Origin of the sequence: Aquimarina sp. 2-A2 (genome assembly GCF_045505135.1) — a bacterium.
GTDB lineage: Bacteria > Bacteroidota > Bacteroidia > Flavobacteriales > Flavobacteriaceae > Aquimarina > Aquimarina intermedia.
This window is the reverse complement of sequence record NZ_JBJKFI010000001.1, coordinates 1,037,394-1,060,974: the sequence shown is the minus strand read 5'-3', so window position 1 is coordinate 1,060,974 and position 23,581 is coordinate 1,037,394. Positions and strand designations below refer to the sequence as shown.

The window sequence follows — 23,581 nt, the reverse complement described above, 5'->3', positions numbered from 1 at the left end:
ACAAAAAAATTAGTTTATTAAAAAAATAAAGTTTCTAGGGGTCACTTTTCTGATATAGATTGTTTTATAAACAGTAACAATACTTAAATTAACATATCATGAAAAAATTAGTTTATCTACTTATGTCTTTTGCCCTTGTAGTCTCATGTAGTGACGACGATTCAAATCAAGAAGGTACATTGAACGTAACTGCAGGTTACGCATTCACGGCTAATAAAATGGCTAACAGCTTAGAATTTACTTCTGGATATATCTGGCTTACCGAAGTTGAATTTGAAGGACATTATGCTTCTGGTGACTCTATTGAAGTTGAAGTAAAACGTTCTTCAAAAATTGATCTTGCTACAGGAGTAGCAACACCAAATTTAGATGATATTGCAATTCCAACCGGAGATTTTGTAGAATTGGAATTAGAAGTTGAATTGAGAGATGAAGATGCTCAGCCCTCAATTGTTATGGAAGGAACTTATACTCGTACAGATGGTTCTCAAGCTCCTATTCGTTTTGAATATAATTCAGGAGAAACTTTTGAGGCTGAGTATAAAAAACCAGTGACAATTTTAGATGGAGAAACAGTACTTTCCAGAATTGTTTTTGATCCAAATATCTGGTTTAGTGTCGTTCCTAATGACGCTCTTGATAATGCAACAGTAAATGCTGATGGGATCATTGTAATTAGTGGAGTTAGCAACAAAGGAATTTTTGATTTAGTTGCTGACCGTCTTGATGAGAGTACAGAATCAGAATTTGAATAATTTAAACTTGTTTTAGGGGGAATAAAGGCCGTCGAGATCTTCAAACTATAATTGGCGGCCTTTTTCAATTTTTTGAGAAATTAGCAAGAAAGCAGCTTTGTTCTAAAATCATAAAACCAAGCAATATGAAAAATTTTACTTATTTAATATTAGTTTTTTTAGTACTGGTTGGTGTTACAGGTTGTAGTAGTGATGATGAGATTGGTTCAGGAAATGCAATTTTAAAGATTTCTGCTGAACTGAAAGATCAAAAGTCTGGCAAAACTCCCGAAAAATTAGTCTTTACCTCCGGGTATGTGTGGGTAAGTGAAATTGTCTTTGACGGCACCTTGCAAAGGGGTACGTCCATTAGTAGAACTGTAGAGCGATTTTCACAAATTGACTTTGCGACAGGTATTGCTAATCCGAGTCTTGACGACATTATTATCCCCGCTGGGGATTACACCTTTGTTAACCTAGAAGTAAAGCTTCGGGATGAAGATAGCCAGCCTGGTATTGTCATGGAAGGAATCTATATCCGTACCGATGGATCTGAAGTCTCGATTCGTTTTGAGTTTAACTCGGGAGAAGTTTTTGAGGCAGAAACTTCGCAACAGGTTAGTGTTGAAGAAAATACTTCGCTACTTTCTAAAATCTTATTTGATCCAAATATATGGTTTAGCGTTGTATCCAATTCCGCTTTAGATAATGCTTTTGTTAATTCAGATGGAATTATGATTATAAGTGAAAGAAGTAATGAAGCTATTTTTGATCTTGTAGCAGATAGATTGGATGCATCTACAGAAGCTGTTTTTAAATAAAATCATAGTAACCTTTAATAAATTTTCTACTAGGAAAAATAGACTCAAACTTTCTTTACCATCATGAACTCTAACCTTATTTGTTGCTTGTAGTGATGACGATGGGCCTACCGCTCAGATCACAATTTATTCTGGAAACACAGGTGATTTAGGAGGTGTTTTACTGGTAATGGTGGAAATTAAATCAAAAATTCTGTTTTTATATTGATTGGGGCGTAACTGCCCCTTTTTTTGAATAGGGTAAGAATGGATCAATCCTAAAAGTTGTGGGTGAATTGAAAATAGAATAAGATCTTTGTCAAAAAAAAGCAAAGATTGGACCCCTATATTGATTTACTGAAGGTTTTTTTCGGAACTGCTGATTACTCATTTTGACATTGTAAAACATGAAATAAAGCTAGATGTTCTCCATCTTAATTTCGAGGAGAAAGTAGCGATCCCTCAAGAATTTTCTTCCGGCCTGGTTATTTCTCACGGTTTTCACAAAGAGATAATGATTCAAGATTTTCCCATTCGTGGTAAAAAGGTCTATCTTCATATGAAACGCTGTCGTTGGCTAGATAAAATGACTAGGATAGTTGTTCAAAGAGATTGGAATTTAGTAGCGCAGGAACCTGTATAACAGTTGAGTTCGCTGCTTTTTTTAAAAGTACTTAATCACTACTAAGTCTAACGTTTGTTATAGTATTGGTAGTTTCCACGGTGTTAACGGCAAGTAATTCCAACGTCAATACCGAAATTCCTTGAGTGAAGCTCATTGCCCGAAAAGGGAGCATTTTGCAGAATGAAGTGGCAATGTGCTGACTGATTAACAACCAGAAAATTATTAAGTTTAATAATCGCAATCTTCGGCTTCTTTTTCTATTGCTACAGGTAATGCTACTTTAATCAACTTTTTTTCAGTCTTTAGTAGAAAATTTGAGAAGAATCCATTAAGACCCCTCATTTTTGTAATTTAATTCTATCAATTTTTATCATCCTTTATATTCTCAATTCGTAAACGTAAGGTTTCATATTGTAATTTTCTAAAACTATTAACATCTAACAAAGCTTGTGTTAATCTCTTGTTATACCACAAACCTTTAATTTTGTCTTAACTTTATTTGTCAATTATAACGCTTAATTTAGATAGCCTAAACTTCTAATATAGGCATATTATGGCTTTAAGATTTGAACCAATATTAGCAGAAGGTATTGCCCAGGTCTCATATTTTTTATGTGATGAAAGTGCAGGCTGCGCAGCAGTAATTGATCCTCGACCCGATGCCGATATCTACCTCCTAAAAGCGCAGCAATATGGCGTAACTATCACTCATATTTTTGAAACCCATATCCATGCAGATTTTATGAGCGGAGCGCGTGAGTTGGCTTCCCGTTGCAACGGAAGCGCTAAAATTTTTGTGAGCGTTGAAGGTGATGCAACATATGATTTTGCCCATGAATCTGTTCGAGAAGGAGAAAAGTTTGAATTCGGCCAGGTCAAACTAAGAGCTAAGCATACTCCCGGTCATACCCCCGAACATTTATCTTACTTATTATACGAATCGCACGAAGAAGATCCGTGGGGCATTTTGACCGGGGATTCCCTGTTCATTGATTCTTTAGGACGACCAGATTTATTGGGTGATGAGAAAACCGAGGAATTGACGAAGGCTCTTTTTAACACCATGCGGGAAGTTTTCTGCCAGCTTAGCGATAAAGTAATTGTTTATCCATGCCATGCAGCAGGCTCGGCTTGTGGTCCTGATATTGGCGACCGTATGCATACAACTATCGGATACGAGAAGAAACATAATCCATTCATGCAGATCGAGACTTTCGACGAATTTAAAAAAGCGATTCAGGATAGTGCGCCTCCTGTACCAACCCATTACCCAAAGATGAAAAATCTTAATACTAAAGGACCAGAAACCTTTGGTCATACGCCACAAGTGAGGTCTTTGAGCGTAAAAGAGTTTGAGGAAGAAATGAAGAATACTGATAGGATCATTATCGACACCCGGGATATGTTGGCTTTTGGAGGCGGCCATATTGAGGGTGCCATTAACATAGGACAACGTCCCATTCTGTCGGTTTGGGCCGGTTGGCTGATAGATATAAATGCCCCCATTTTGCTGATCCTGCCCAAGGATAAGGACCTAGAGCGGGTCGTAAAGCTGCTGTGGCGCACCGGACATACCAATTTTAAGGGCTATCTGGCAGGGAACATGCGCAATTGGCAAGAATCAGGTAAACCCATCAAAAAATTACCTCAACTCAGTGTTCATGAGCTCAGCGAAAACAAAGAACAATATCAGCCATTAGATGTACGTAAAAAGAAAGAATGGCAAAATGGCAATATCCCTGATGCCACACATTTATTTCTTGGAGAACTATCTGATAAGATCAACACTTTAGACAAAGACCAAAACCTTGCTGTGTATTGCGCCAGCGGATATAGAGCTAGCATTGCGGCCAGTATTTTACAAAAAAATGGCTTTCAGAATGTGAACAGCATTCCAGGTAGCTTTAAGGCATGGAAGGCTGCAGGCTTACCAATTGAAAATAAAATAGAAAATTAAAATAAAGAAAGAAACTATGGAAAAGGAAATCAAGAAAGTAAATGATGAAATTTCGGTGGCTGCATTTGATCCGGATAAAAACAGCTTTAAAACTTTTACCGATAAGGGCTTTAAGTCGGTTATAAATTTGCAGACTGAGGAAGAAGAACAAAACGTTTCTACGGAAAAAGAAGAAAAACTAGCTAAGGAAAATAATCTTACATACAGACATATTGGTGTGTCTGAAGATAATTTATCAGAGGCTAAAGTAAATGATTTTAGACAGGAACTTGAAACGCTCCCAAAACCTATCGTAGTTCATTGCAAATCTGGAAAACGCTCCGGTGCATTTGTGATGATGCATATTGGATGCCAGAAGAATATGTCTGGAGAAGAAGTCATAGAACAAGCTGAAGAAATGGGATTTGAATGTGATGTACCTGAATTAGAGAAGTTTCTTAAGAAATACGTAAACGAGCATTCTAATTCTTAAATTTAAATTGAAAAGATTTTTAGATTGAGTAGCCCATAAATAGATGTGGTGAATGCTAGGAATCTGTTTTATGTTTTGAGATTTTTTACTAAATCCTAGCGGACTTAATAAATAAAGTCAATTTTTGGCAAGAGTTTATATTCTACTTGGTTGGAAAATGAAAGTTTAAAACTTTCATCAAGTAGAATCCTTTATGGTAAAAGACTGATTTATAGAATACATTAATATCGGTCTCTCTATTAACATTGAGCAGCAAAAATCTTTTAGTAAAATACAGATTTTGCCTTTCTATTACAGATGAAATCTTGAGCTAGAAGCCACATTTCAGAAAAACACAACTTAAATCATTAGTGTCCAATTAACTAATTCTAAAGTGGAATCTCGTCTATGTAGCGGTCCTAAATATAAAAATTTTACCGGAAGAAAATCTATGATTTGAAAGAGTATGGCTTGCACCAATTAAAAATTGATTGGGCACTTTTAACAAATATTAATTCAAAATAGAACAGATTCCAAGTTAAAAAATGTTCAAAATAAAATACAAATACAACTGACATTAATTTTCGCCAAATTACATTTCTCAAAAAAATACTAAAATGTTATACCTATGTTGTACCCAAGACATAAAAAAAGGCCTCACATTACTGTGAAGCCTTATCTTTGCTAGTAGCGGGAACTGGACTCGAACCAGTGACCTTCGGGTTATGAGCCCGACGAGCTACCTACTGCTCTATCCCGCGATATAATCCACATGATTTTAAAATTTATCGTCTTCCGACGTTCAAGGAATAACCTTGATAAAACCTTTACTCAAGCAACGTGCTCGTTGTGGACGGCAAATATACAACCCTTTTTCAATTATATCCAACTCTTTTTCATAAAAAAATATAAAAAATATCGGACACTTTGATAGTCATCACCTTATCTATTGTTCTATGCTATTTGCTGTAAAAGAAATCAACTCTCTATCTTCAAATTGTGGCTGTAATTCTATAGGGTTACAACAAATCTCACAATCTTCAATGTAGGTTTGGCTAGCTACGGAAGCATCTAACAACATAGAAATGTTTTCCCAACAATACGGGCATTGAAAAAAGTGTTCGTACATCTGCTACTTTTTATTTAGTAAATACACCGAAAGATTAAAATTGAACATTCAATAACTGTCCTGTCAATTGTAACAATTGCAACTCCGCCAATTTTGCAGTATACTTTGCTTGATTTTTATTTGTCTTAGCATTAATTAAATTAATCTGTGCTTGCCTAAACTCAATCGATGTGATCTGCCCTAACTTAAATCGCTCTTCAGAACGTTCAAAATTATTCTCACTGGTGAGTACATTCTGTCGCTGAATTTTGTAAATATTGAGACGATTTCTATAATTACCAAAGGCATTGGCTATATCCCGCCGAACTTCCAGCTCAAGCTGCTCCTTTGCCAATTCTTGATTATCGAGAACTATTTTACTATTTTTTACTTGGGTAATGGTTCGTCCTCCATCAAATAGATTCCAACTTAAGTTTATTCCTGCCCCCAACGTCGCTGTATTAGAAAGGTTTCCCGGAAAAAATGCAGATGCCGGACTCCGGTTTTGATTCCATCCATACGATCCCGTAAGACCAATGGTTGGTAAAAACCCGGACTTACTAATTTTAATATCATATGAATTTATAGCCAAATTACTTCGATTTTGAAGTAAGGCGACATTATTCTCTTCGGCTTTTTCGAGATACGTATCTAATTGAAGTTTTGGTAAAAAAGCGACAATAGTATCTACCTGAAATGGTGCATCTAAATCCGAAGCATTCAGAATTACATTAAGATCCCGCTTTGCATTGAGTACCGATTGTCGCACCGTTAGCAAGTTGATACTGTCATTTGCAACATCCACTTTAGCATTCAGAACAGCCAGTTTATTATTCTGACCATATTCAAACTGATACTGTGAACGTTGCACCCGTTCCTGCGAAATTGCTAACGTCTCCTCCAGAATCGCTTCATTTTCAGTCAGTCGTGCTACCTCATAGTATACACTGAAAAGTTGCAGAATGGTATTCTCAATAGTTTCTCTAGCTTGTAACCCGGATAAATTATATTGCTCTTTTAACCTCTTGTAATTATAATATCTCCCTAATCCGTCAAACAATAAATAATTTAAATTTAAACCTGCTGTATAGCGCTGTGTCTCTGCATCATCAATGACTCGATCAGCTAGCGGTTCTCCTGTATCAGGATCAACAACTCCCGGAAAAGAAGTTGTGGTATTTGCCAATTGATAGTTTGCTCCGGCATCACCGGTCAAACTAGGCAAGTATCCGGAGTTTAATATACTTTTGTTATTCTCAGCAATTTCAATAGAATTCGTAACGACTTTTATTCCCAGATTATTTTCCAGTGTTATTCGAACCGCTTCCTGCTTGGTTAACGTTTGTCCATGCGTTACTCCGGTCATCAACATCAGGAATGAAGCTATAACCGAATATCTTATAATTTTAATGATTTTCATCCTCTTCTTTTTGTTCTTTAATTGCGCGTTCGACTTCTTCCTTAGAGACATTCTTACCTGTTATTAACCATTTTCCTTTATACTTTATCGTGTTGCTAAAAGAAAGGAATAGGGGTAACAATAACAAGGTTAGAACGGTCGCAAAACCAATCCCATATGCAATGGATATGGCCATAGGCTTAAGAAATTGTGCCTGTCTACTCTTCTCAAAAATTAAGGGTGCCAAACCAGCTATTGTAGTGATTGAAGTTAAAAATATAGCTCTAAAACGTGCTCTTCCTGCTTCGTAAATAGCGTTCTCAAATGATAAGCCTGCTCTCAAATTAGAATTAAACTTACCGATAAGTACTAAACCATCGTTTACCATAATACCTATCAGAGCAATAATTCCCAACATCGATAAGATGTTGATAGGAAAACTGTGAATCCAGTGTCCCCATGCCACTGCAGGTAAACAGAAAGGAACTAATAAAAGTAGCAAAAGTGGTTGGCTGTAACTACGGAAGGTAAAGGCAATGGTAATATAGATTAATAATAACACCGTCAATCCAACCGGCCCCAGAGAGCCCAATAATTTACCTGCTTCTCTGTTCTGCCCTTCATAAGAAGGAGTTACCGTAGGATACTTGGATGTAATTTCCGGCATTATTACGGTTTGTATGTCTGCCAGAATATCTGTGGCGCTTGTTGTCGATGGATCTTTGAGATCTGCGGAAATTTGAATTTCTCTACGACCTTCAAGGTGATTGATAGCTACATCACCTCGCACTATTTCATAATCTGCAATTTCACTTAGCGGAACTCTTTGTCCGGTAGGTGTTACGATACGCATTTCGTCCAAATTGGTGATAGAGGAGCGGTTGTCACGATCATATCGCACCCACACTTTAATTTCGTCTTGTCCTCGCTGAAAACGTTGTGCTTGCACACCAAAAAACCCACCCCGTACTTGTGTCATCACCTCTCGTAAATTGAGTCCTAAGAGATAGGCATTCTCTTTTAGCTGTAGGCGAATCTCCTTAATTCCTGCCGGATCATTATCAGCGACATCTTTTAGTAAGGTATTGTTTTCTAAAGCTTGCTTAAGCTCCTGCTTCGCAGCTTTTAACTCGGCAATATTATTACCTAACAGAGAAACCGAGACCGGACTTCCTCCAAAATTACCACCACTTCCATAAATTAAGCTTTCAAAGCCAATTACCGGACCAACTTTATCACGAATCATATTGGTAACCAAGCTGGACGCAACAGCATCCGGTCGCTCTTCTCCCGGTAATAAATTAATGGTCAGTGAGGCTGAAGAGGCTCCAGGACCTATCCGTCGAATCATGTTTTCGACCAATTGCTTTCCATCTTCCTCGATATATTCTTTGGTTAGTTCATCATTAACTTCCCACGCTTTTTCTTCAATAAAAGAAATAATACTATCGGTTAATTTTTCATTGGTTCCGTTAGGCATTTCCAAGGTAATCGAAACCCTGTCACTAGCGATCTGAGGAAAAAAGGCAGTTCTTATCACACCGCCACCGATCGAACCTATCGTCAGAATAAAGATAAACACAAAAATTGCAAAAGTCAAAAACTTGAATTGTATTGCAAACCGTAGCATTGGACTATATATATTATCCCTAAGCCAGACCATGACCCTGTCACCAAATGCATTGATGTAGCGAAGCTTTGCAAAAACTTTCGCGATTCCCTTTTTGGGTTCATTGGTTTGTGGCTTTAGTGCTTTAGAATGAGCCAAATGCGCAGGAAGAATAATCAAAGCTTCTACTAGAGAAACAACTAATGTTAGAATAACTACGACAGATACTTCGCCAAAAAATTCACCAATCCTCCCATCGAGAAATAAAAAGATACCAAAAGCCAAAATCGTAGTTATAATAGCTGATATAATGGGCGGAATAACTTCCATTGTACCATCAATTGCAGCCTGTATAGGTGTTTTCCCCTGTTCATGATGTTGATAAATATTCTCAGCAATAACAATTCCGTCATCAACCAGAATACCAATAACAATGATCATCCCGAATAAAGACAATACATTGATTGTTACATCAAAATATCCCGCAAAAATGAACATTCCCAAAAACGCTACCGGTAATCCAAAAGCAACCCAAAATGCTAATCGTGTATTTAGAAACAACGAAAGGAAAATCAACACCAGAATCATCCCTATAATCGCATTCTCGGTTAGCAACTGAGTACGTTGCACCAATGTTATGGACAAATCGCTAACAACACTTAATTGAACGTTGCTATACCTTTGATTAAAATCTTCAATATATTCTTTGGTACTTTCTGCAGATGAAATTAAATCTTCTGTATTTGTACTGGTTATTGTTACATTAACGGACAGATCTCCGTTGAAATAGGTTGCATTAGGTGTTTCTGAAAATCGATCCCTAAGAACCGCAACATCTTTTAAACGAATGGTTTGACCACTTGGATCAGCTCGAACAATTAGATTTATAAGCTCCTCTCCGTAATAAGATCTGTTATTGGCTCGAATCAGATATTCTTCTGCATCCGTTTTAATCGTACCTCCTGTGGTGAGAATATTGGCGCGACTTACCGCTTGTGCTACATCGCTGAAGGTTAGATTAAAGGCCAACAAACTATTTTCATCTACGGCAATTTCAATTTCCTCTTCCGGGTAACCGCTTATTTCAATCTGGGAAATTCCATCAAGGGCTCTCAGATCGTTTTCAATTTGTCTCCCAATTTGTTTTAGGGTCTTTAATGGAATATCTTTTCCACTGACTGCGAAACTAATCGTCTGCCGAACTTCTTCACGTTTTGCCACTACAAGAGGTTCCATTCCCGTGGGAAATGAAGGTACCCGGTCAACAGCATTCTTGACCTCGAGCAGCATGAAATCGATATCTTTTCCTTTATCAATTTCCACAGTAATCGTTCCACTGTTTTCTCGTGAAGTGGATGTTACACGATCCACACCATCCAGCCCCTTTAAATTATCCTCTATTTTGAGCACAACCCCTTCCTCTATTTCCTGCGGCGATGCACCCGGATAAATAACACTGATATTAATGATTTTTGAATCCACCAGTGGAAAAAAGGAGGAACGTAAAGACAATGCTCCCAATATACCAAAAATGAAAAATGCTATGACGATCACATTGACTGCAACGTGATACTTTATAAAATACGCGATTACATTTCTCATTACTGCTTATCGTTTGTGGTGCGCGGCGCTACGTCAGATGCACGCTTCTCTTCGTAGATTGCTACTAACATTCCTGCATACGCTCCGGGAACACTTTTAGCTAATAAAATAGTTTGATCAGGTATTCCCTTTACAACTACTTTTTGTTCGCCAAAATAAGCAGGCTGTACCTCAATTAAGTCCAATACGCTGTCTCGCACAATAAAGACCTTGTTGCCCTCCTGTAATAAATTACGATCTATTTCAATTGCATTTGGTTCTTCCTTTGCATCCAATTGCGCTTCGAGATACATCCCTTCTCGCAATTCTTTGTTCTTTAATTCTATATAGGCGGTGATAGTTTGAGAGGCTTGATTCACGCTAGCATTAAGGCGGCTCACTTTGCCTGTATAGCTCTTACCTTGATCCAGATCGGTCAACTCCACAGATTTACCTAATTCGATCAGATTACCATAGGCTTTTGGTATCGCTACTTCCATCTCGTATACTCCCGTTTCAATATAGGTGCCTAACTTTTGTCCCTGTCTTATAAGCGTTCCTTCTGTCACCAAAGCTTCGGTTAACACCCCTTGAAAAGGAGCCGTGATTCGGTATTTTGACAAACGTTGTTCGAGATTTTTAACATTGTAATAAGAGGTGAGAATATTTCTTCCACTTATAAAATATTTTTCCTTTTCTGAAGTGATTTCAGGTAATGGTGGAGTTGATTTGCTAAGATCAAAATCTGCGAGATATTTTTGCCATTTGGGATATACTTCAGGATAGTCCAAACGGAGATCCGGCATGATCGAAGTAATCAAATTATACAAATTACTTTTTGATGATTGAACGGTCGCATAATACTCTGACGCATCAATACGAATCAACGTCTGACCTTTGTTATACGCCTGACCGGTTCTAAATAATTTTGATCCACCTCTGAATACACCTTGTACTTCAGCAAACAACTCTAAACGTTGCTTTGCAGTAAGGTTTCCATTAGCCGATATGCTGATAGGGATAGTACTATTCTGCACCGTATCCACAAAAATAGTCTTCACTACTTTTGCTGGTTTTGCTACAGGACGTTTTTTGCTATTGATTATGGATTGTGCTCCAAAAAAAGCGGCAATGATGAGTAAAATACCCAGCACTGTAAGAATAATTTTTCTCATAGTAGGTAATGAATTTCAGATTTGCTGAAATTTTTACAAAACTATTAACACTGCTGCTGTAGTGCAGTTAAGAAAGTCATAAAAATAAGCGTTCTTTATCGATTATACGCCGCTTTCCTCTTAAACACATTAACCCAGCGCCTCTATGGTTTCCTGAACCTCCTCCCACTCCTTCATGAGTTTCTGAAGACGATCTTTCTTTTTCTCGTAATTTTCGAAAAAATTTGGACTGGAGACTGTTTTATCATAATCAGATTCGAGATTCTGATCTATAGCTTTAATATCCCGTTCTAGTTGATTAATTTTGGATTCAACATTGCTTAATTTATTGTGCAAGGATTTAATCTTTTTCTGATCCTCATAAGACTGCTTAGCATCAACCTTAGTGGCAGAAACGGATTTAGTTTGCTTATCTTTTTTTTCAATCTCCCGTAAATCTGCAACCTTACGCTGCTCCAGATAGAAGTCTATATCCCCCAGGTATTCTTTAATTTTTCTGTCTTTAAACTCGTACACCGTATTCGTCATTCCTTGTAAGAAATCTCTATCGTGAGAAACCAGAATTAAGGTGCCTTCAAAACTACGTAATGCTTCTTTCAAAACATTCTTAGATTTTATATCCAAGTGATTGGTCGGTTCATCCATTACCAGAACATTAAACGGTTCCAAAAGCATTTTACAAAGGGCTAAACGGTTACGTTCTCCCCCGGATAGTACTTTAACTTTTTTATCAACCTCGTCTCCTCTAAAAAGGAAAGATCCTAGCATATCACGAACTCTGCTTCTGGTTTTTTCATTAGCAGCATTCACCATCGTTTCCAGAATTGTAAGCTCACCATCTAAATATTCTGATTGATTTTGCGCAAAATAACCGATCTGAACATTATGTCCCAGCTTGAGAACGCCATCATGTGATAGCTCATCTATAATGATTTTGGCTAAAGTTGACTTCCCTTGCCCGTTTTGTCCAACGAAGGCAATTTTGGATCCCCGTTCTACCAAGAGATCGATATCTTGCAAAATAACTTTCTCACCATAGCTCTTCCCAATTCCATCAGCTTCTATCACTACCTTTCCAGGCTGTACACTAACAGGAAACCGAACATTCATCACCGCATTGTCATCCTCATCAACCTCAATTCTGTCGATCTTATCTAATTTTTTGATTAATGATTGTGCCATGGAAGCTTTGGAAGCCTTAGCTCTAAACTTTTCGATAAGCTTTTCAGTCTGCTCGATTTGCTTAGATTGGTTTTTTTGCGTAGCAAGTTGTTGTTCTCTCAATTCTTTGCGCAGCACCAAATACTTTGAATAGGGCTTGTTATAATCGTAAATACGACCTAATGAAATTTCTATAGTACGATTGGTCACATTATCTAAAAACATCTTATCGTGAGACACAATCACTACAACCCCTGCATATCCTTTTAGAAAGGTTTCTAACCATATAATAGATTCTATATCCAAATGATTAGTGGGCTCATCGAGCAACAAGATATCATTGTTTTGCAAAAGTAATTTGGCCAATTCAATCCGCATCCTCCATCCTCCGGAAAAAGTATCAGTCAGACGATCAAAATCATCGGGTTGAAATCCCAAACCTAAAAGCACACGTTCTGTTTCTCCTTGATAATTATAACCCCCAAGAATTTCATAGTGATGGGTATGGTCGCTCAAATCAGTTATTAATTGACTATAGCTGTCGCTTTCGTAATCAGTACGTTCGGCTAACTGAACATTAATAGCGTCTATTTCTCGTTCAATTTTCTTGATCTCAGTAAATGCCTCGTAGGATTCGTCGAGTACAGTTCGTCCCTCCACAAAATCAATATCCTGTTTTAAGAATCCAATTTTAACATCCTTATCCATGGCCAACTGACCTGAATCTGATTCCTGTTCTTTTGACAAAATTCGAAGCATGGTTGACTTTCCTGCTCCATTTTTTCCTACGAGTCCTACACGGTCTCCTGCATTTAATCTAAAACTAATTTCTTCAAAAAGATATTCGCCTCCAAACGATATGGATAAGTTGTGTATGTTTAACATCAGCTTCTAACAATTTTGTGCAAAGATGCTTAAATTTGTGATACAATAAAAGGAACTATGAACTTCTTAAGGGGAACCAAATTATATAGTATTATTACAGGCGCCTGTCCTGTATGTCAAGAGGAAAGTATGTATAAGGAATCTAATCCTTATAAATTGCACAAAACCTTGAAAATGGAGGATCGTTGCTCTCACTGTGGCACAAAATACAAAATTGAACCTTCTTTCTTTTATGGCGCTATGTACGTTAGTTATCCTGTAGGTATTGGTTTTGCTGTCGCAGCTTTTGTAATTGCCAATTTCATTTTTAAGCTTAGCTTGTTGGGTACTTTTTTTGTAATCGTTGGTACAATGATAGCTTTTATGCCGATTATTATGAGGCTAGCACGTAATATTTGGATCAACTTTTTTATGCACTATAAAAAAGAACAACAATCTTCGTAGGTTAATTAAATCGATCAATAGATAGTAACGGATCTAATGGCTCATTATATTCGATATGACGGTAGAGCTGCTTTGCAACCGTAGGGCCTGTTAAAATACCTCTGCTTCCTAATCCATTAAGTATATGAATCGCATTGTAGTCAGGATGTGTACCTAGTATAGGTTTACGATCGGGTACTGTTGGACGAATTCCCGCTTCTTGATTAAAAATACGATAGTTACTTTTCAAAAAAACTTTTAGTTTATCTTCAATTATTTTTTTTGATGACACCGTTATTGTCTCAGTTTTATCATTAGGATTATAGGTAGCTCCTACTTTGTAAAGATTATTACCTAAGGGTATAATAAAAATAGAAGCTTTTATGGCAGTCTCTAACTGTAACTCTGTAGATTCGATAATCAAATACTCTCCTTTATTACCCGGAATCGGCAAGTGATTAAAAAAAGGATTTTTATGGACTCCAAAACCTTCAGCAAAAACAATGTGCTTTGCCTGCAATCCGTTATAGACAACACCCGATGCATTAAACTGGAGTGAATCGTATTCAAAAGATTCTTCAACTAACATATCACGATCTCGTAAATTATCAAGATATTTTTTCAAAAGATCTTTTATCGCAATTCTGCCGGTGTTATTCACTTTACCATAATGGAATGGCGCATATATCGAAGTATTTGTATTCTTTAAAAGTTCAGGTGATAACAATGAAGATAAAATAGGTTTATCACAAGCTTCAAACCACAAATTTTGTTCTTCCACCGAATTAAATCTACGTAATACCGGTAGGTCATAAACTATTTTGAAATCAAGTTTCTCTTCCAGTTTTTTATAAAAAGGAATAGCGGTTTTCATATGCTCATAAGCATCCCACGCGGGTGTAAACCTCTTTAATACTACCGGATTAAACAATCCCCCGGCTACCCGAGAAGACTTTTGAGAATAATTCTCATACACTTTAAAAGTTTTCCCTTCTTGCGCTAATTGCTCAGCAAATGCAAGTCCCGACAAGCCAAATCCAACAAGTATATAATCCAACATAGGTTCAAAAATAAGAAAACCCCCAATATAAGATTGAGGGTTTTACAACTATAATTTTATGATGCAGTTTTAATAACTCCACATATCCATTTCAAAGTTACGAATACCTTCTTTGATACGCTCACTTTCCAGTAATTGCATCAAAGCGTTATCCACCACGTAATCCTTAATTGCTCGGTCACCCTGAATGTTATCTTCTTTATAGATCATACTATTAAAACGTCTCGCGTTCAATATATGGTCATAGGTAAAAGGCATGGAAGTATTCTTACGGTTAAAGGCTTTGGCATTATGCAAAATTTCTCTTGCATCAGGATACCAAATCCAAAATAACGGTACCATATCAGGCTCATCATCATCGATAAAGTTAACATCAGGCGCAACAGGCGCTATACCTAATAAACGGTAACGCAATTCCCCTTGTCTTTTATCAAAATAATAATACCCTCGAATACGATACTCTGAAACGTCAGCAGAAGCAATCTCCCTTTTATTAATGTATTGAGGGTCCACTGTTTCACCGGCATTGTATTGTTCAAATCCAAGATCGGTCGTATCTACTCTAGATAATGTAGTACTTAGATCCTCGATTGTACGTGTTTCAGTAAAATATGAATCTGAGTAAATGTTTTTAATCTTCCCATTCTTAACGTTGGTCATTAGTACGTCATATAGCGAACGGCGATTAGCACCAATGTTATTGGTATCAATTGGGTAGTACAATGGAAAGTTGATTCTCTCATCAAGATCAATTACTTCCCAGGTAGTTTTAGCCCATAATACATCACGTTCATCGACATAACCATATTCCAAAGGACGGTCATTATCATTTAATATTTGCTCTTGGGTCTTTTTTCCGATATCGTCCGGATCATCGGCATTTAAAATATTAGCCTGACCAAAAGAAAATGATGTAATGAAAAGACCTAAAACGGTAACTAGAAAATTTCTCAAATTCATAATCATTATTTTTTTATTAGTTTGTCAACTCGACAATAACCGGAGAGATCTTTTTCAATTTATAGCCAGCGTTGGTCGTTAAACGTGCTTTGATATCTATAATCTGAACTGTTGATCCTCTTTTTGCTTTACGTAAAGCAGATTTTGCCTTAGAGTTTAGTCTTCCACCATTAATACTAACTGTTGGCTGACCTTCTACTTTAAACTTAAATCCTGTTACTTTTAGTTTAATATCAAAATCAAAATCAGGTAAGATAGCACCAATTGACGCAATCTCTAAAGCATTTTTAGCCATTTTAATTGATCCATCCTCACCACGTACTGTACCTACAGGTCTTGGAATATCCTTAATTCTGAATTTCTTACTATCACTAACAGAAGTTCCGTTAGGTAATTTACCAGAAACTTTGATACTCACTTCTCTGGCACGTACTGTAGTAACATTCATCATGTATTTACCAGCACCACCTGCTTTTTTAAGACCAGGAGCTTGCGCACTTACAGATGGCACACCTGGGATAGAAATAGTCATCGGGTTATTTACACCTCTATATACCACATTCATCTTATCAGCAGAAATAACTGCAGAGTTTGGTTTTGGTATTACAGCGTAAGAACTTTCGATAGGAATGGTTACGATAGAATCACCTTCTTTGAACTGAAACTCACCTTTGATGTCCTGCTCTCCAACATTACCTGCAGGGAAGTCAAGCATTGTCTGACCTTCTTGCATCGATTCTGCATCAAGTTCTTTACCATTAACGATTACTTTATGAGCCTTAAGCGTTTTATCTTTTTTACCTAAGATAATTCTACCCTTAAAAGGTTCACCGCTAAAGAAAGCAGTTTTGTCCGGAACCACGATAGCTTCGAAATTCGATAAAGAAACTTCTGATTCTAATTGTCCTGATAACATTGCAGAAAGCACTTTACTCTCAGCTGTTTTAACATCTGATTGTAATTGTGTAAACTTTGTTATAGAAGCAACTAAAGGATATCCTTCGTAGTTATATTTTAACCAATCTATTTTTTGACCATCTCTGTTTGTTACAGGTTGTGTAGCAAAAGTTTTCTCAACATCAGCAGCGATGTTTGGATACTTTTCTGAAATAACGCCGGTAACACCTTTACGGTAGTCATCTATTTTTTTGATGAACTCTTTACCTGCAGGGGTAATAGCACCACCTTTAAAGAAAATTTCATCTAAAGTATTAGATTTATCCATCGTTACGTAATCTTTCTTATCAGAAAGGTCCTTTGTGATGGTGTTTTTAATATTAGCAATGTAAGTATTAAGTTCTTCAGAATACTTACTTACTTCGTCAGCTTTCTCCTTAAGTGGAGTATATTTTGCTGGTTGTTCAGAGACTTTTTCGACTAATCCAGCCATAAACGCATTATTACGTTCTGTGGTGGTTTCGTTTGACTCAACTAACTTTTCGTTCATCAAACCAAATGCCGCTAGTACCTCTTTCGACATATTTAATGCCAACATTGAGATGAAAACCAGATACATCAGGTTTACCATCTTCTGCCTTGGGGATAATTTTCCTCCTGCCATAACTCTTATTAAATTTTGGTAGTTATTATTTTAGTTTTATTCTATGTGCGCTAAGTCTTATTTTTTGCTCATTGCACTTAACATACCACCATAAACTCCATTAAGAGAAGACAGGTTACTTGCTAGACTTTCCATTTGATCTTTAAGTTTAGCAGCATTATCAGCGATTGCTTGGTTTGCCTCTGCCTGACGTGCAGAAGATTCCAATTGTACTTTGTACAAGCTATTTAAAGACTCCATTGAAGCCGCAGCTTTTGACATCTCTTCGCTGTATTTTTTCTGACCTTGAATTGAATCTACTGTTGGAGAAATTCCTTTTGCAGCACCTTCAAAGTTTCTGATACTTTCACTCAAACTACTCATAAGATTAGAGTCAACTCTAGCTTCTTTAAGCATATCATCTAATTTTTTAGACAATAATCCGTCTGGTGTTGTATCACTTTTATCTTTTTTACCTCCAACGCCTCCAGCTAATTCCGGATACACTAATGACCAATCTAAATCGTCATCTACTGGTTCGAATGCTGAAATTGTAAATACAAGTGCTTCGGTAATTAAACCTGCGATAAGCATTGCATTACCTCCTGGCCAGTGCATAATTTTGAATAGTGCACCTAAAATTACAACGGCTGCTCCCAGACCGTATACCATGTTCATTAACTTCTTGCTTGCTTTTGAATTTGCCATAATAAAATTGTTTAATTTTCTTTAAATTTTAATAATTAAAAAAAGGGGTTAGTAATTAAGTTGATAGATAATTTTGGGACTTATTATTTATTTTGAGTATTCTCTTCTCCAGTTGATTCAGTACCCATATAATCTTGTACTGTTCTGAATCCAATGTAACTTCTCGCAGAATCGGCGTATTCGTAATCTCTGGTACTTACCTGTAGGAAATAAGCAACATCTTTCCAAGATCCTCCACGCACAACTTTACGTTTGTTTTGATCATCACTAACGTTCGGGTTCATTGATGACACATACTCATAGGAAGCAGGATCATAAGATGACTGCACCCATTCTGAAACATTCCCGGCCATATTATATAAGTTATAATCGTTCGGGTCAAAAGTTTTTGCCTCTACCGTATACAAAAAATTATCGGCAGCATAGTTACCCCTTAGTGGCTTGAAGTTTGCCAAGAAACAACCTCGGTCGTTCATTGCATAAGGTCCACCCCAAGGATAGGTAGTAGACTCTAACCCGCCACGGGCAGCATACTCCCACTCAGCTTCTGTTGGGAGCCTAAAATAATTCACTAATTCTTTATTTTTCTTCTTCTGAAAAGAGTTTTTCTCAATTGTTCTCCAAGTACAAAATGCTTTGGCTTGTTCCCATGACACTCCTACAACAGGATAATCATCATAGGCACTGTGCCAGAAGTAATCATTATGCATTGGTTCATTATATGAATAATTGAAATCCTTTATCCAAACTGTAGTATCCGGATACACCTCTATAACCTCTTCTCTAACGAAATCTTTTCTTCTACCTTTCTTAGCACGTGCTGCTGCTTGAATATCCATCCAAGTAAAACGAAATTGAAATTTACTTACATCAAGCGTACGTCTACCATTGTAAGATTCTTCTAAAGGAATATACATAGTATCCATTACCTCAGCATAAAACTCATCTGGATAATCCTCAACATCCCATTCGATATCAATATCTTTATTTAACCTACGACCTTCGTAACCAGTTTCTCCGGTTCCGCTGTAGTTATCATAAACATATTTTTCATACACAGTCATATTCTCGGTATCCGCATCCAAGAAAGCATACTCTCCAATACCGTCATCACCTGGCGTCTTACCTAAATCATCTGCCATGATTGCGAGACGCATTCTAATTGTAGAATCACGAACCCACTGTACGAATTGTCGGTACTCGCTATTTGTAACCTCTGTCTCATCCATATAAAATGAACGAACGGTTACTGTTTTGGTAGGAGCATTAGATAATGCCGCCTTATCATCGTCTGATTTACCCATAATGAACGATCCTCCGGGGATGAGGGTCATGCCATAGGGCTTTTGCGGATGCCATTTTTTACCTTGCACTCCAGTCAATTCACCGCGGTTTCCACCACCACAACTGTAGAGCATTGCTAAAATAGCAAAGAGTGATACAAATTTCTTCATAACATGTTTTAGGTTAAGATCTTCAAGATTCAAGGTGGTAAACCTATTTATTTATTTCCAGAAAAACAATTTTTTTCCAGAAAAAACCTCAAATCTCCCTTGTTAAATAATTTATACTTCGTTTTTTCGTTTCGCTTTATACCATCTTTCTGGTATTTCCTGATTACAAGCACGTTCGTAATCGTTGTATGTGCAAGGTAATAACGTATGTCTTTCTAATTTATTATGTCCGGACGACAAAAAAGGTATTTCTATCCACCATCTCTCCGTTTTTACACTTTTGTAAAATGAAAGCACCTCATTATCAATAGGCACACTATAATGCAATGTACTTTTGTCAGACTTAATATCTAACTCATTGGATCGATAATTTAATCCTTCTATAAAATACCAAAAAATTTGAGCCACCAACATGGCTCTGGATGTTTCGTCGGTTCCATGATCATATTCGTATATCCCAAAGCTTTTAACTTTGTCGCTTATTCCTGCATAGCGGGCGATGGCACAAATTTCTCTGCCGTTAAAACCGTTTGGTGAAGAATTCGAACTAATTGATCCTAGGTCAATAGTGACTATATCTGCATCTCGCATAATGGGCTCAACAATTGTCACATCATTGATTACTTCTCCCAGTCGATATGCATCAAAATACAATTTTTCTATCAGATCTATTTCTTCCTGAGCGTTGAAATATGTTTGATACCCTAAATTACTGTAATTGAATAGATTATAAGGCTCATCAACTATAATCTTACTTACAAACGATTGATTTGAAATTGGCTCTGACGCATTGCCTATATCAAATCGACTATCTACATTAACCAGATTCACCATACGCTCCAAAATGTCATAAGAACGATATTGAGCGTATACAATATCCTGACTTCCTCCAATAAGTAAAGGCACAATATTTTTTTGTAGAAGTGTAGAAACAACTTCTTTTATCACAAAATATGTATCACTTACCTCATCTCCCGGAAAAATGTCACCGAGATCCGCAAATTTCAGACTCCAGTTTCCGGGATACAACCCGTAAAGAGAAGAACGAATTTTATCGAAATTCACAGAAGCATTCGATGATTTATTTACCCGATTTCTTTGCTCTCGTACTCCCAAAAAAACCACATCAATTCCGTCTAAATCAGGAACACCTTCTTCATTTGTATGGATTTGTATCTGCCTGCCCAAACACTGTTCTGAAAGAAAATTATTTGCCTCAATTATATCTTCTGACACAGGTACAAGAAACTCAAAAGCCATTATTTTTTCTTTTTAGTTGTAGCGGTTTTTTTTGAAGTAGTTTTCTTCGTTGTTGTTTTTTTTGCCGCTTTCTTTTTGGGTGCTTTCTTCTTAGGTGCGTTTTTCTCTAAAATATCCTTAACCTCTTCCAAGCTGAGTTTAGAAGCGTCAACAGTCTTAGGTAATTCAACTTTTAGCTTCCCTTTTATAACATTACTACGTCCCCAGCGAGCTTTTTCAACACGAATACCTTCATCCTCCCAGTTATGAATAACTTTATCAATCTCTTTCTGCTTTTTCTCCTCTATCAGATGTACGATGTCCTCATCAGACAGATTATCAAAGTCATACTTCTTATTAACATTGATAAACATTCCATTCCATTTAATAAACGGACCAAAACGACCTGTTCCTTTTTGAACCGGCAAATCTTCGTACATGTATATTGGAGCATCAGCCTTTTCTTTGGCAACGACAAGCTCTATTGCCCGCTCCAGACTTATATCCAAAGGATCTTCTCCTTTATCTAAAGAGACAAACTTGTCCCCATACTTTACATACGGCCCAAAACGTCCATTATTAACTGTCAGAATCTCTCCTTTATACTCTCCCACTTCTTTGGGCAATTGAAACAGATCCATTGCTTGTTCAAAGGTCAGATTACTTAATGTTTGTCCTGGACCTAAACTAGCAAATTTCGGCTTTTCTTCATCCTCTACAGATCCTATTTGCACCATTGGACCAAATCGACCTAATCGCACACTTACCGGCTTACCACTTTCGGGGTCTTCCCCTAATATACGTTCTCCAACTTCGCGATCAGCATTCTCTGCCACATCCTGAACTCTGGGATGAAATTCGTTATAAAATTCTTTCATAACTTCTTTCCAGTCCTCATTTCCTTCAGCAATGTCATCAAAATCTTGCTCTACCTTTGCCGTAAAATTATAATCAAGCACAGTGGAGAAATGATTCACCAGGAAATCGTTTACAACCATCCCGACATCTGTTGGTATTAATTTACCTTTATCACTTCCAACTTTCTCCTTTAACGTACTATCCTTAATAACATCTCCTGACAAACGCAGACTTGTATAATTTCTTTCTTCTCCCTCCTTAGCTCCTTTTTCTACATACTTTCTATTTTGTATGGTCGAAATTGTTGGCGCATAAGTAGAAGGTCTACCAATACCCAGTTCTTCTAATTTTTTAACTAAGGCAGCTTCAGAATATCGACTTGGTGGTCGAGTAAAACGCTCTGTTGCAGAGATAAAATTTCTATGTAAAACCTCATTAACTTTTAGTGCAGGCAGGATCCCTTCTTGCTCTTCATCTTCATCATCGCTACCTTCGAGATACACTTTTAAAAAGCCCTCAAACTTTATAACTTCTCCATTGGCTACAAAAATTTCTTTATGCGAATTAGTTTCAATCTTTACCTGTGTACGCTCCAATTTTGCATCACTCATTTGAGATGCAATAGCTCGTTTCCAGATCAACTCGTATAACCGCTGTTGATCCGAGTCCATATTGACCGTATGTCTCGAAAAATCCGTAGGGCGTATGGCTTCGTGAGCCTCTTGTGCTCCTTTGGACTTACCTTTATACTGCCTGGCTTTACTAAATTCTTCCCCATAAGCAGATACAATTTCTGCTTTTGCTCCTTTTTGTGCTTCCGCAGAAAGATTTACACTATCTGTTCTCATATAAGTAATCAAACCAGCTTCGTACAAACGTTGCGCCATGGTCATTGTTTTACTTACCGAAAAATATAATTTACGAGAAGCTTCCTGTTGCAATGTAGAAGTTGTAAACGGCGGTGCCGGTGATTTTTTTGCCGGCTTTGTTATCAAGTCTCCAACTTTATGTGAGGCTTCAATATTGGCTTTTAGAAAATCCTCTGCCTGTTTTTTTGTTTTAAAATTTTTAGGAAGCTTGGCTTTTATTGACTTTCCTTCTGCATTCGAAAATTCTGCATCGATACGATACGACGCCACGGGTTTAAAGTCAATTATTTCTCGTTCTCGCTCAACAATCAATCGTACTGATACCGACTGCACACGTCCCGCAGACAAGCCTCCTTTTACTTTACGCCATAAAACCGGCGAGAGTTCATACCCAACTAATCTATCCAAAACACGTCTAGCTTGCTGTGCGTTTACCAGGTTGTAATCAATTTTACGTGGGTTTTCGATAGCTTTAAGAATGGCGTTTTTTGTAATTTCGTGAAACACTATTCTTCTGGTTCTACTTTCTTCCAAATTAAGCTCTTCGGCAAGGTGCCAAGCTATCGCCTCTCCTTCTCGATCCTCATCACTAGCTAGCCAAATCATTTCTGCTTTTTTGGACAGATCCTTCAGCTTCTTAACAACATCTTTTTTGTCCTTCGAAACAATATATTTAGGCTTAAAATCCCCTTCGACATCAACACCAAGTTCCTTTGCCGGCAAATCAGCAATATGCCCAAAGCTAGACGCCACGGTATACTCTTTTCCCAGAAATTTTTCTATTGTTTTTGCCTTAGCAGGTGACTCTACGATCACTAAATTCTTAGCCATAATCCTCTTTTTTCTTGCAGCAAAAGTATGTCAATTTTTTTACAACAAAATTTTTTGGGATAATTTTAGCGGAATTTCTTGCGCTTTATGACTATAAAATTGATTCTCATCGAGAATTCGATGTTCATAATCAGTAAATAGAAAATACAGACTC

The 23,581-nt window shown here is 37.1% G+C and carries 17 protein-coding genes and 1 tRNA gene; 5 read left to right on the top strand and 13 right to left on the bottom strand.

Features of this window, described 5'->3' with window-relative positions:
- Positions 1-98: 98 nt before the first annotated feature.
- The 4 genes from ACJRPK_RS04825 (at position 99) to ACJRPK_RS04810 (ending at position 4,588) form a co-directional block, all read left to right on the top strand.
- Entirely contained in the window at positions 99-755 is a 657-nt protein-coding gene (locus ACJRPK_RS04825) for a hypothetical protein (RefSeq protein WP_407138656.1), read from the top strand.
- Between the two features lie 125 nt (positions 756-880).
- On the top strand, positions 881-1,555 hold the full coding sequence (locus ACJRPK_RS04820; protein WP_407138655.1) for a hypothetical protein: 675 nt from the start codon (positions 881-883) through the stop codon (positions 1,553-1,555).
- 1,157 nt (positions 1,556-2,712) lie between these two features.
- Complete coding sequence (locus ACJRPK_RS04815; protein ID WP_407138654.1) at positions 2,713-4,116, top strand: rhodanese-like domain-containing protein; 1,404 nt, start codon at positions 2,713-2,715, stop codon at positions 4,114-4,116.
- Positions 4,117-4,132: 16 nt separating this feature from the next.
- Positions 4,133-4,588 carry a beta-lactamase hydrolase domain-containing protein gene (locus tag ACJRPK_RS04810; RefSeq protein ID WP_407138653.1) on the top strand — a complete coding sequence of 152 codons (456 nt, stop codon included), beginning with the start codon at positions 4,133-4,135 and terminating at the stop codon, positions 4,586-4,588.
- 667 nt (positions 4,589-5,255) lie between these two features.
- Here the strand turns inward: ACJRPK_RS04810 and ACJRPK_RS04805 are convergent.
- From ACJRPK_RS04805 to ACJRPK_RS04780, 6 genes are all read right to left on the bottom strand, one after another.
- Positions 5,256-5,328: transfer RNA gene (locus tag ACJRPK_RS04805), tRNA-Met, on the bottom strand.
- Positions 5,329-5,513: 185 nt separating this feature from the next.
- Entirely contained in the window at positions 5,514-5,696 is a 183-nt protein-coding gene (locus ACJRPK_RS04800; protein ID WP_407138652.1) for a CPXCG motif-containing cysteine-rich protein, read from the bottom strand.
- Positions 5,697-5,730: 34 nt separating this feature from the next.
- Positions 5,731-7,095 (bottom strand): TolC family protein, encoded by a 1,365-nt coding sequence (locus tag ACJRPK_RS04795; protein ID WP_407138651.1) that lies wholly within the window; start codon positions 7,093-7,095, stop codon positions 5,731-5,733.
- Positions 7,082-10,285 carry an efflux RND transporter permease subunit gene (locus tag ACJRPK_RS04790; protein WP_407138650.1) on the bottom strand — a complete coding sequence of 1,068 codons (3,204 nt, stop codon included), beginning with the start codon at positions 10,283-10,285 and terminating at the stop codon, positions 7,082-7,084. Before ACJRPK_RS04790 ends, ACJRPK_RS04795 begins: the two co-directional genes overlap by 14 nt.
- A complete protein-coding gene (locus tag ACJRPK_RS04785) occupies positions 10,285-11,439 on the bottom strand; it encodes an efflux RND transporter periplasmic adaptor subunit (protein ID WP_407138649.1) in 1,155 nt (384 codons plus the stop codon). Before ACJRPK_RS04785 ends, ACJRPK_RS04790 begins: the two co-directional genes overlap by 1 nt.
- A gap of 129 nt (positions 11,440-11,568) precedes the next feature.
- On the bottom strand, positions 11,569-13,485 hold the full coding sequence (locus ACJRPK_RS04780; RefSeq protein ID WP_407138648.1) for an ATP-binding cassette domain-containing protein: 1,917 nt from the start codon (positions 13,483-13,485) through the stop codon (positions 11,569-11,571).
- A gap of 57 nt (positions 13,486-13,542) precedes the next feature.
- On the opposite strand from ACJRPK_RS04780, the gene ACJRPK_RS04775 reads away from it, so the two are divergent.
- On the top strand, positions 13,543-13,929 hold the full coding sequence (locus tag ACJRPK_RS04775; protein WP_407138646.1) for a DUF983 domain-containing protein: 387 nt from the start codon (positions 13,543-13,545) through the stop codon (positions 13,927-13,929).
- Position 13,930: 1 nt separating this feature from the next.
- Here the strand turns inward: ACJRPK_RS04775 and ACJRPK_RS04770 are convergent, their stop codons facing one another.
- The 7 genes from ACJRPK_RS04770 to topA all read right to left on the bottom strand — a co-directional run bounded on the left by ACJRPK_RS04770 (position 13,931) and on the right by topA (position 23,427).
- Positions 13,931-14,968 (bottom strand): NAD(P)/FAD-dependent oxidoreductase, encoded by a 1,038-nt coding sequence (locus tag ACJRPK_RS04770; protein ID WP_407138645.1) that lies wholly within the window; start codon positions 14,966-14,968, stop codon positions 13,931-13,933.
- Positions 14,969-15,037: 69 nt separating this feature from the next.
- Entirely contained in the window at positions 15,038-15,928 is an 891-nt protein-coding gene (gldN, locus tag ACJRPK_RS04765) for a gliding motility protein GldN (RefSeq protein WP_148781320.1), read from the bottom strand.
- A gap of 16 nt (positions 15,929-15,944) precedes the next feature.
- Complete coding sequence (gldM, locus tag ACJRPK_RS04760) at positions 15,945-17,489, bottom strand: gliding motility protein GldM (RefSeq protein ID WP_407138644.1); 1,545 nt, start codon at positions 17,487-17,489, stop codon at positions 15,945-15,947.
- 57 nt (positions 17,490-17,546) lie between these two features.
- Complete coding sequence (gene gldL, locus ACJRPK_RS04755; RefSeq protein WP_407138643.1) at positions 17,547-18,176, bottom strand: gliding motility protein GldL; 630 nt, start codon at positions 18,174-18,176, stop codon at positions 17,547-17,549.
- Between the two features lie 83 nt (positions 18,177-18,259).
- Entirely contained in the window at positions 18,260-19,630 is a 1,371-nt protein-coding gene (gldK, locus tag ACJRPK_RS04750; protein WP_148781317.1) for a gliding motility lipoprotein GldK, read from the bottom strand.
- 111 nt (positions 19,631-19,741) lie between these two features.
- On the bottom strand, positions 19,742-20,890 hold the full coding sequence (locus tag ACJRPK_RS04745; RefSeq protein WP_407138641.1) for a formimidoylglutamase: 1,149 nt from the start codon (positions 20,888-20,890) through the stop codon (positions 19,742-19,744).
- Positions 20,890-23,427: a type I DNA topoisomerase gene (gene topA, locus ACJRPK_RS04740; RefSeq protein WP_407138640.1), complete on the bottom strand. Its 2,538-nt coding sequence runs from the start codon at positions 23,425-23,427 to the stop codon at positions 20,890-20,892. Before topA ends, ACJRPK_RS04745 begins: the two co-directional genes overlap by 1 nt.
- Between the last annotated feature and the right edge of the window lie 154 nt (positions 23,428-23,581).

Excerpts from the sequence above, each read along its gene's own strand:
- ACJRPK_RS04800 (WP_407138652.1), bottom strand. The coding sequence starts at position 5,696 with ATGTACGAACACTTTTTTCAATGCCCGTATTGTTGGGAAAACATTTCT.
- gldM (WP_407138644.1), bottom strand. The coding sequence starts at position 17,489 with ATGGCAGGAGGAAAATTATCCCCAAGGCAGAAGATGGTAAACCTGATG.
- gldN (WP_148781320.1), bottom strand. The coding sequence starts at position 15,928 with ATGAATTTGAGAAATTTTCTAGTTACCGTTTTAGGTCTTTTCATTACA.
- ACJRPK_RS04780 (WP_407138648.1), bottom strand. The coding sequence starts at position 13,485 with ATGTTAAACATACACAACTTATCCATATCGTTTGGAGGCGAATATCTT.
- ACJRPK_RS04825 (WP_407138656.1), top strand. The coding sequence starts at position 99 with ATGAAAAAATTAGTTTATCTACTTATGTCTTTTGCCCTTGTAGTCTCA.
- ACJRPK_RS04785 (WP_407138649.1), bottom strand. The coding sequence starts at position 11,439 with ATGAGAAAAATTATTCTTACAGTGCTGGGTATTTTACTCATCATTGCC.
- ACJRPK_RS04810 (WP_407138653.1), top strand. The coding sequence starts at position 4,133 with ATGGAAAAGGAAATCAAGAAAGTAAATGATGAAATTTCGGTGGCTGCA.
- ACJRPK_RS04795 (WP_407138651.1), bottom strand. The coding sequence starts at position 7,095 with ATGAAAATCATTAAAATTATAAGATATTCGGTTATAGCTTCATTCCTG.
- ACJRPK_RS04820 (WP_407138655.1), top strand. The coding sequence starts at position 881 with ATGAAAAATTTTACTTATTTAATATTAGTTTTTTTAGTACTGGTTGGT.
- ACJRPK_RS04815 (WP_407138654.1), top strand. The coding sequence starts at position 2,713 with ATGGCTTTAAGATTTGAACCAATATTAGCAGAAGGTATTGCCCAGGTC.
- ACJRPK_RS04790 (WP_407138650.1), bottom strand. The coding sequence starts at position 10,285 with ATGAGAAATGTAATCGCGTATTTTATAAAGTATCACGTTGCAGTCAAT.
- topA (WP_407138640.1), bottom strand. The coding sequence starts at position 23,427 with ATGGCTAAGAATTTAGTGATCGTAGAGTCACCTGCTAAGGCAAAAACA.
- ACJRPK_RS04745 (WP_407138641.1), bottom strand. The coding sequence starts at position 20,890 with ATGGCTTTTGAGTTTCTTGTACCTGTGTCAGAAGATATAATTGAGGCA.
- gldL (WP_407138643.1), bottom strand. The coding sequence starts at position 18,176 with ATGGCAAATTCAAAAGCAAGCAAGAAGTTAATGAACATGGTATACGGT.
- ACJRPK_RS04775 (WP_407138646.1), top strand. The coding sequence starts at position 13,543 with ATGAACTTCTTAAGGGGAACCAAATTATATAGTATTATTACAGGCGCC.
- gldK (WP_148781317.1), bottom strand. The coding sequence starts at position 19,630 with ATGAAGAAATTTGTATCACTCTTTGCTATTTTAGCAATGCTCTACAGT.
- ACJRPK_RS04770 (WP_407138645.1), bottom strand. The coding sequence starts at position 14,968 with ATGTTGGATTATATACTTGTTGGATTTGGCTTGTCGGGACTTGCATTT.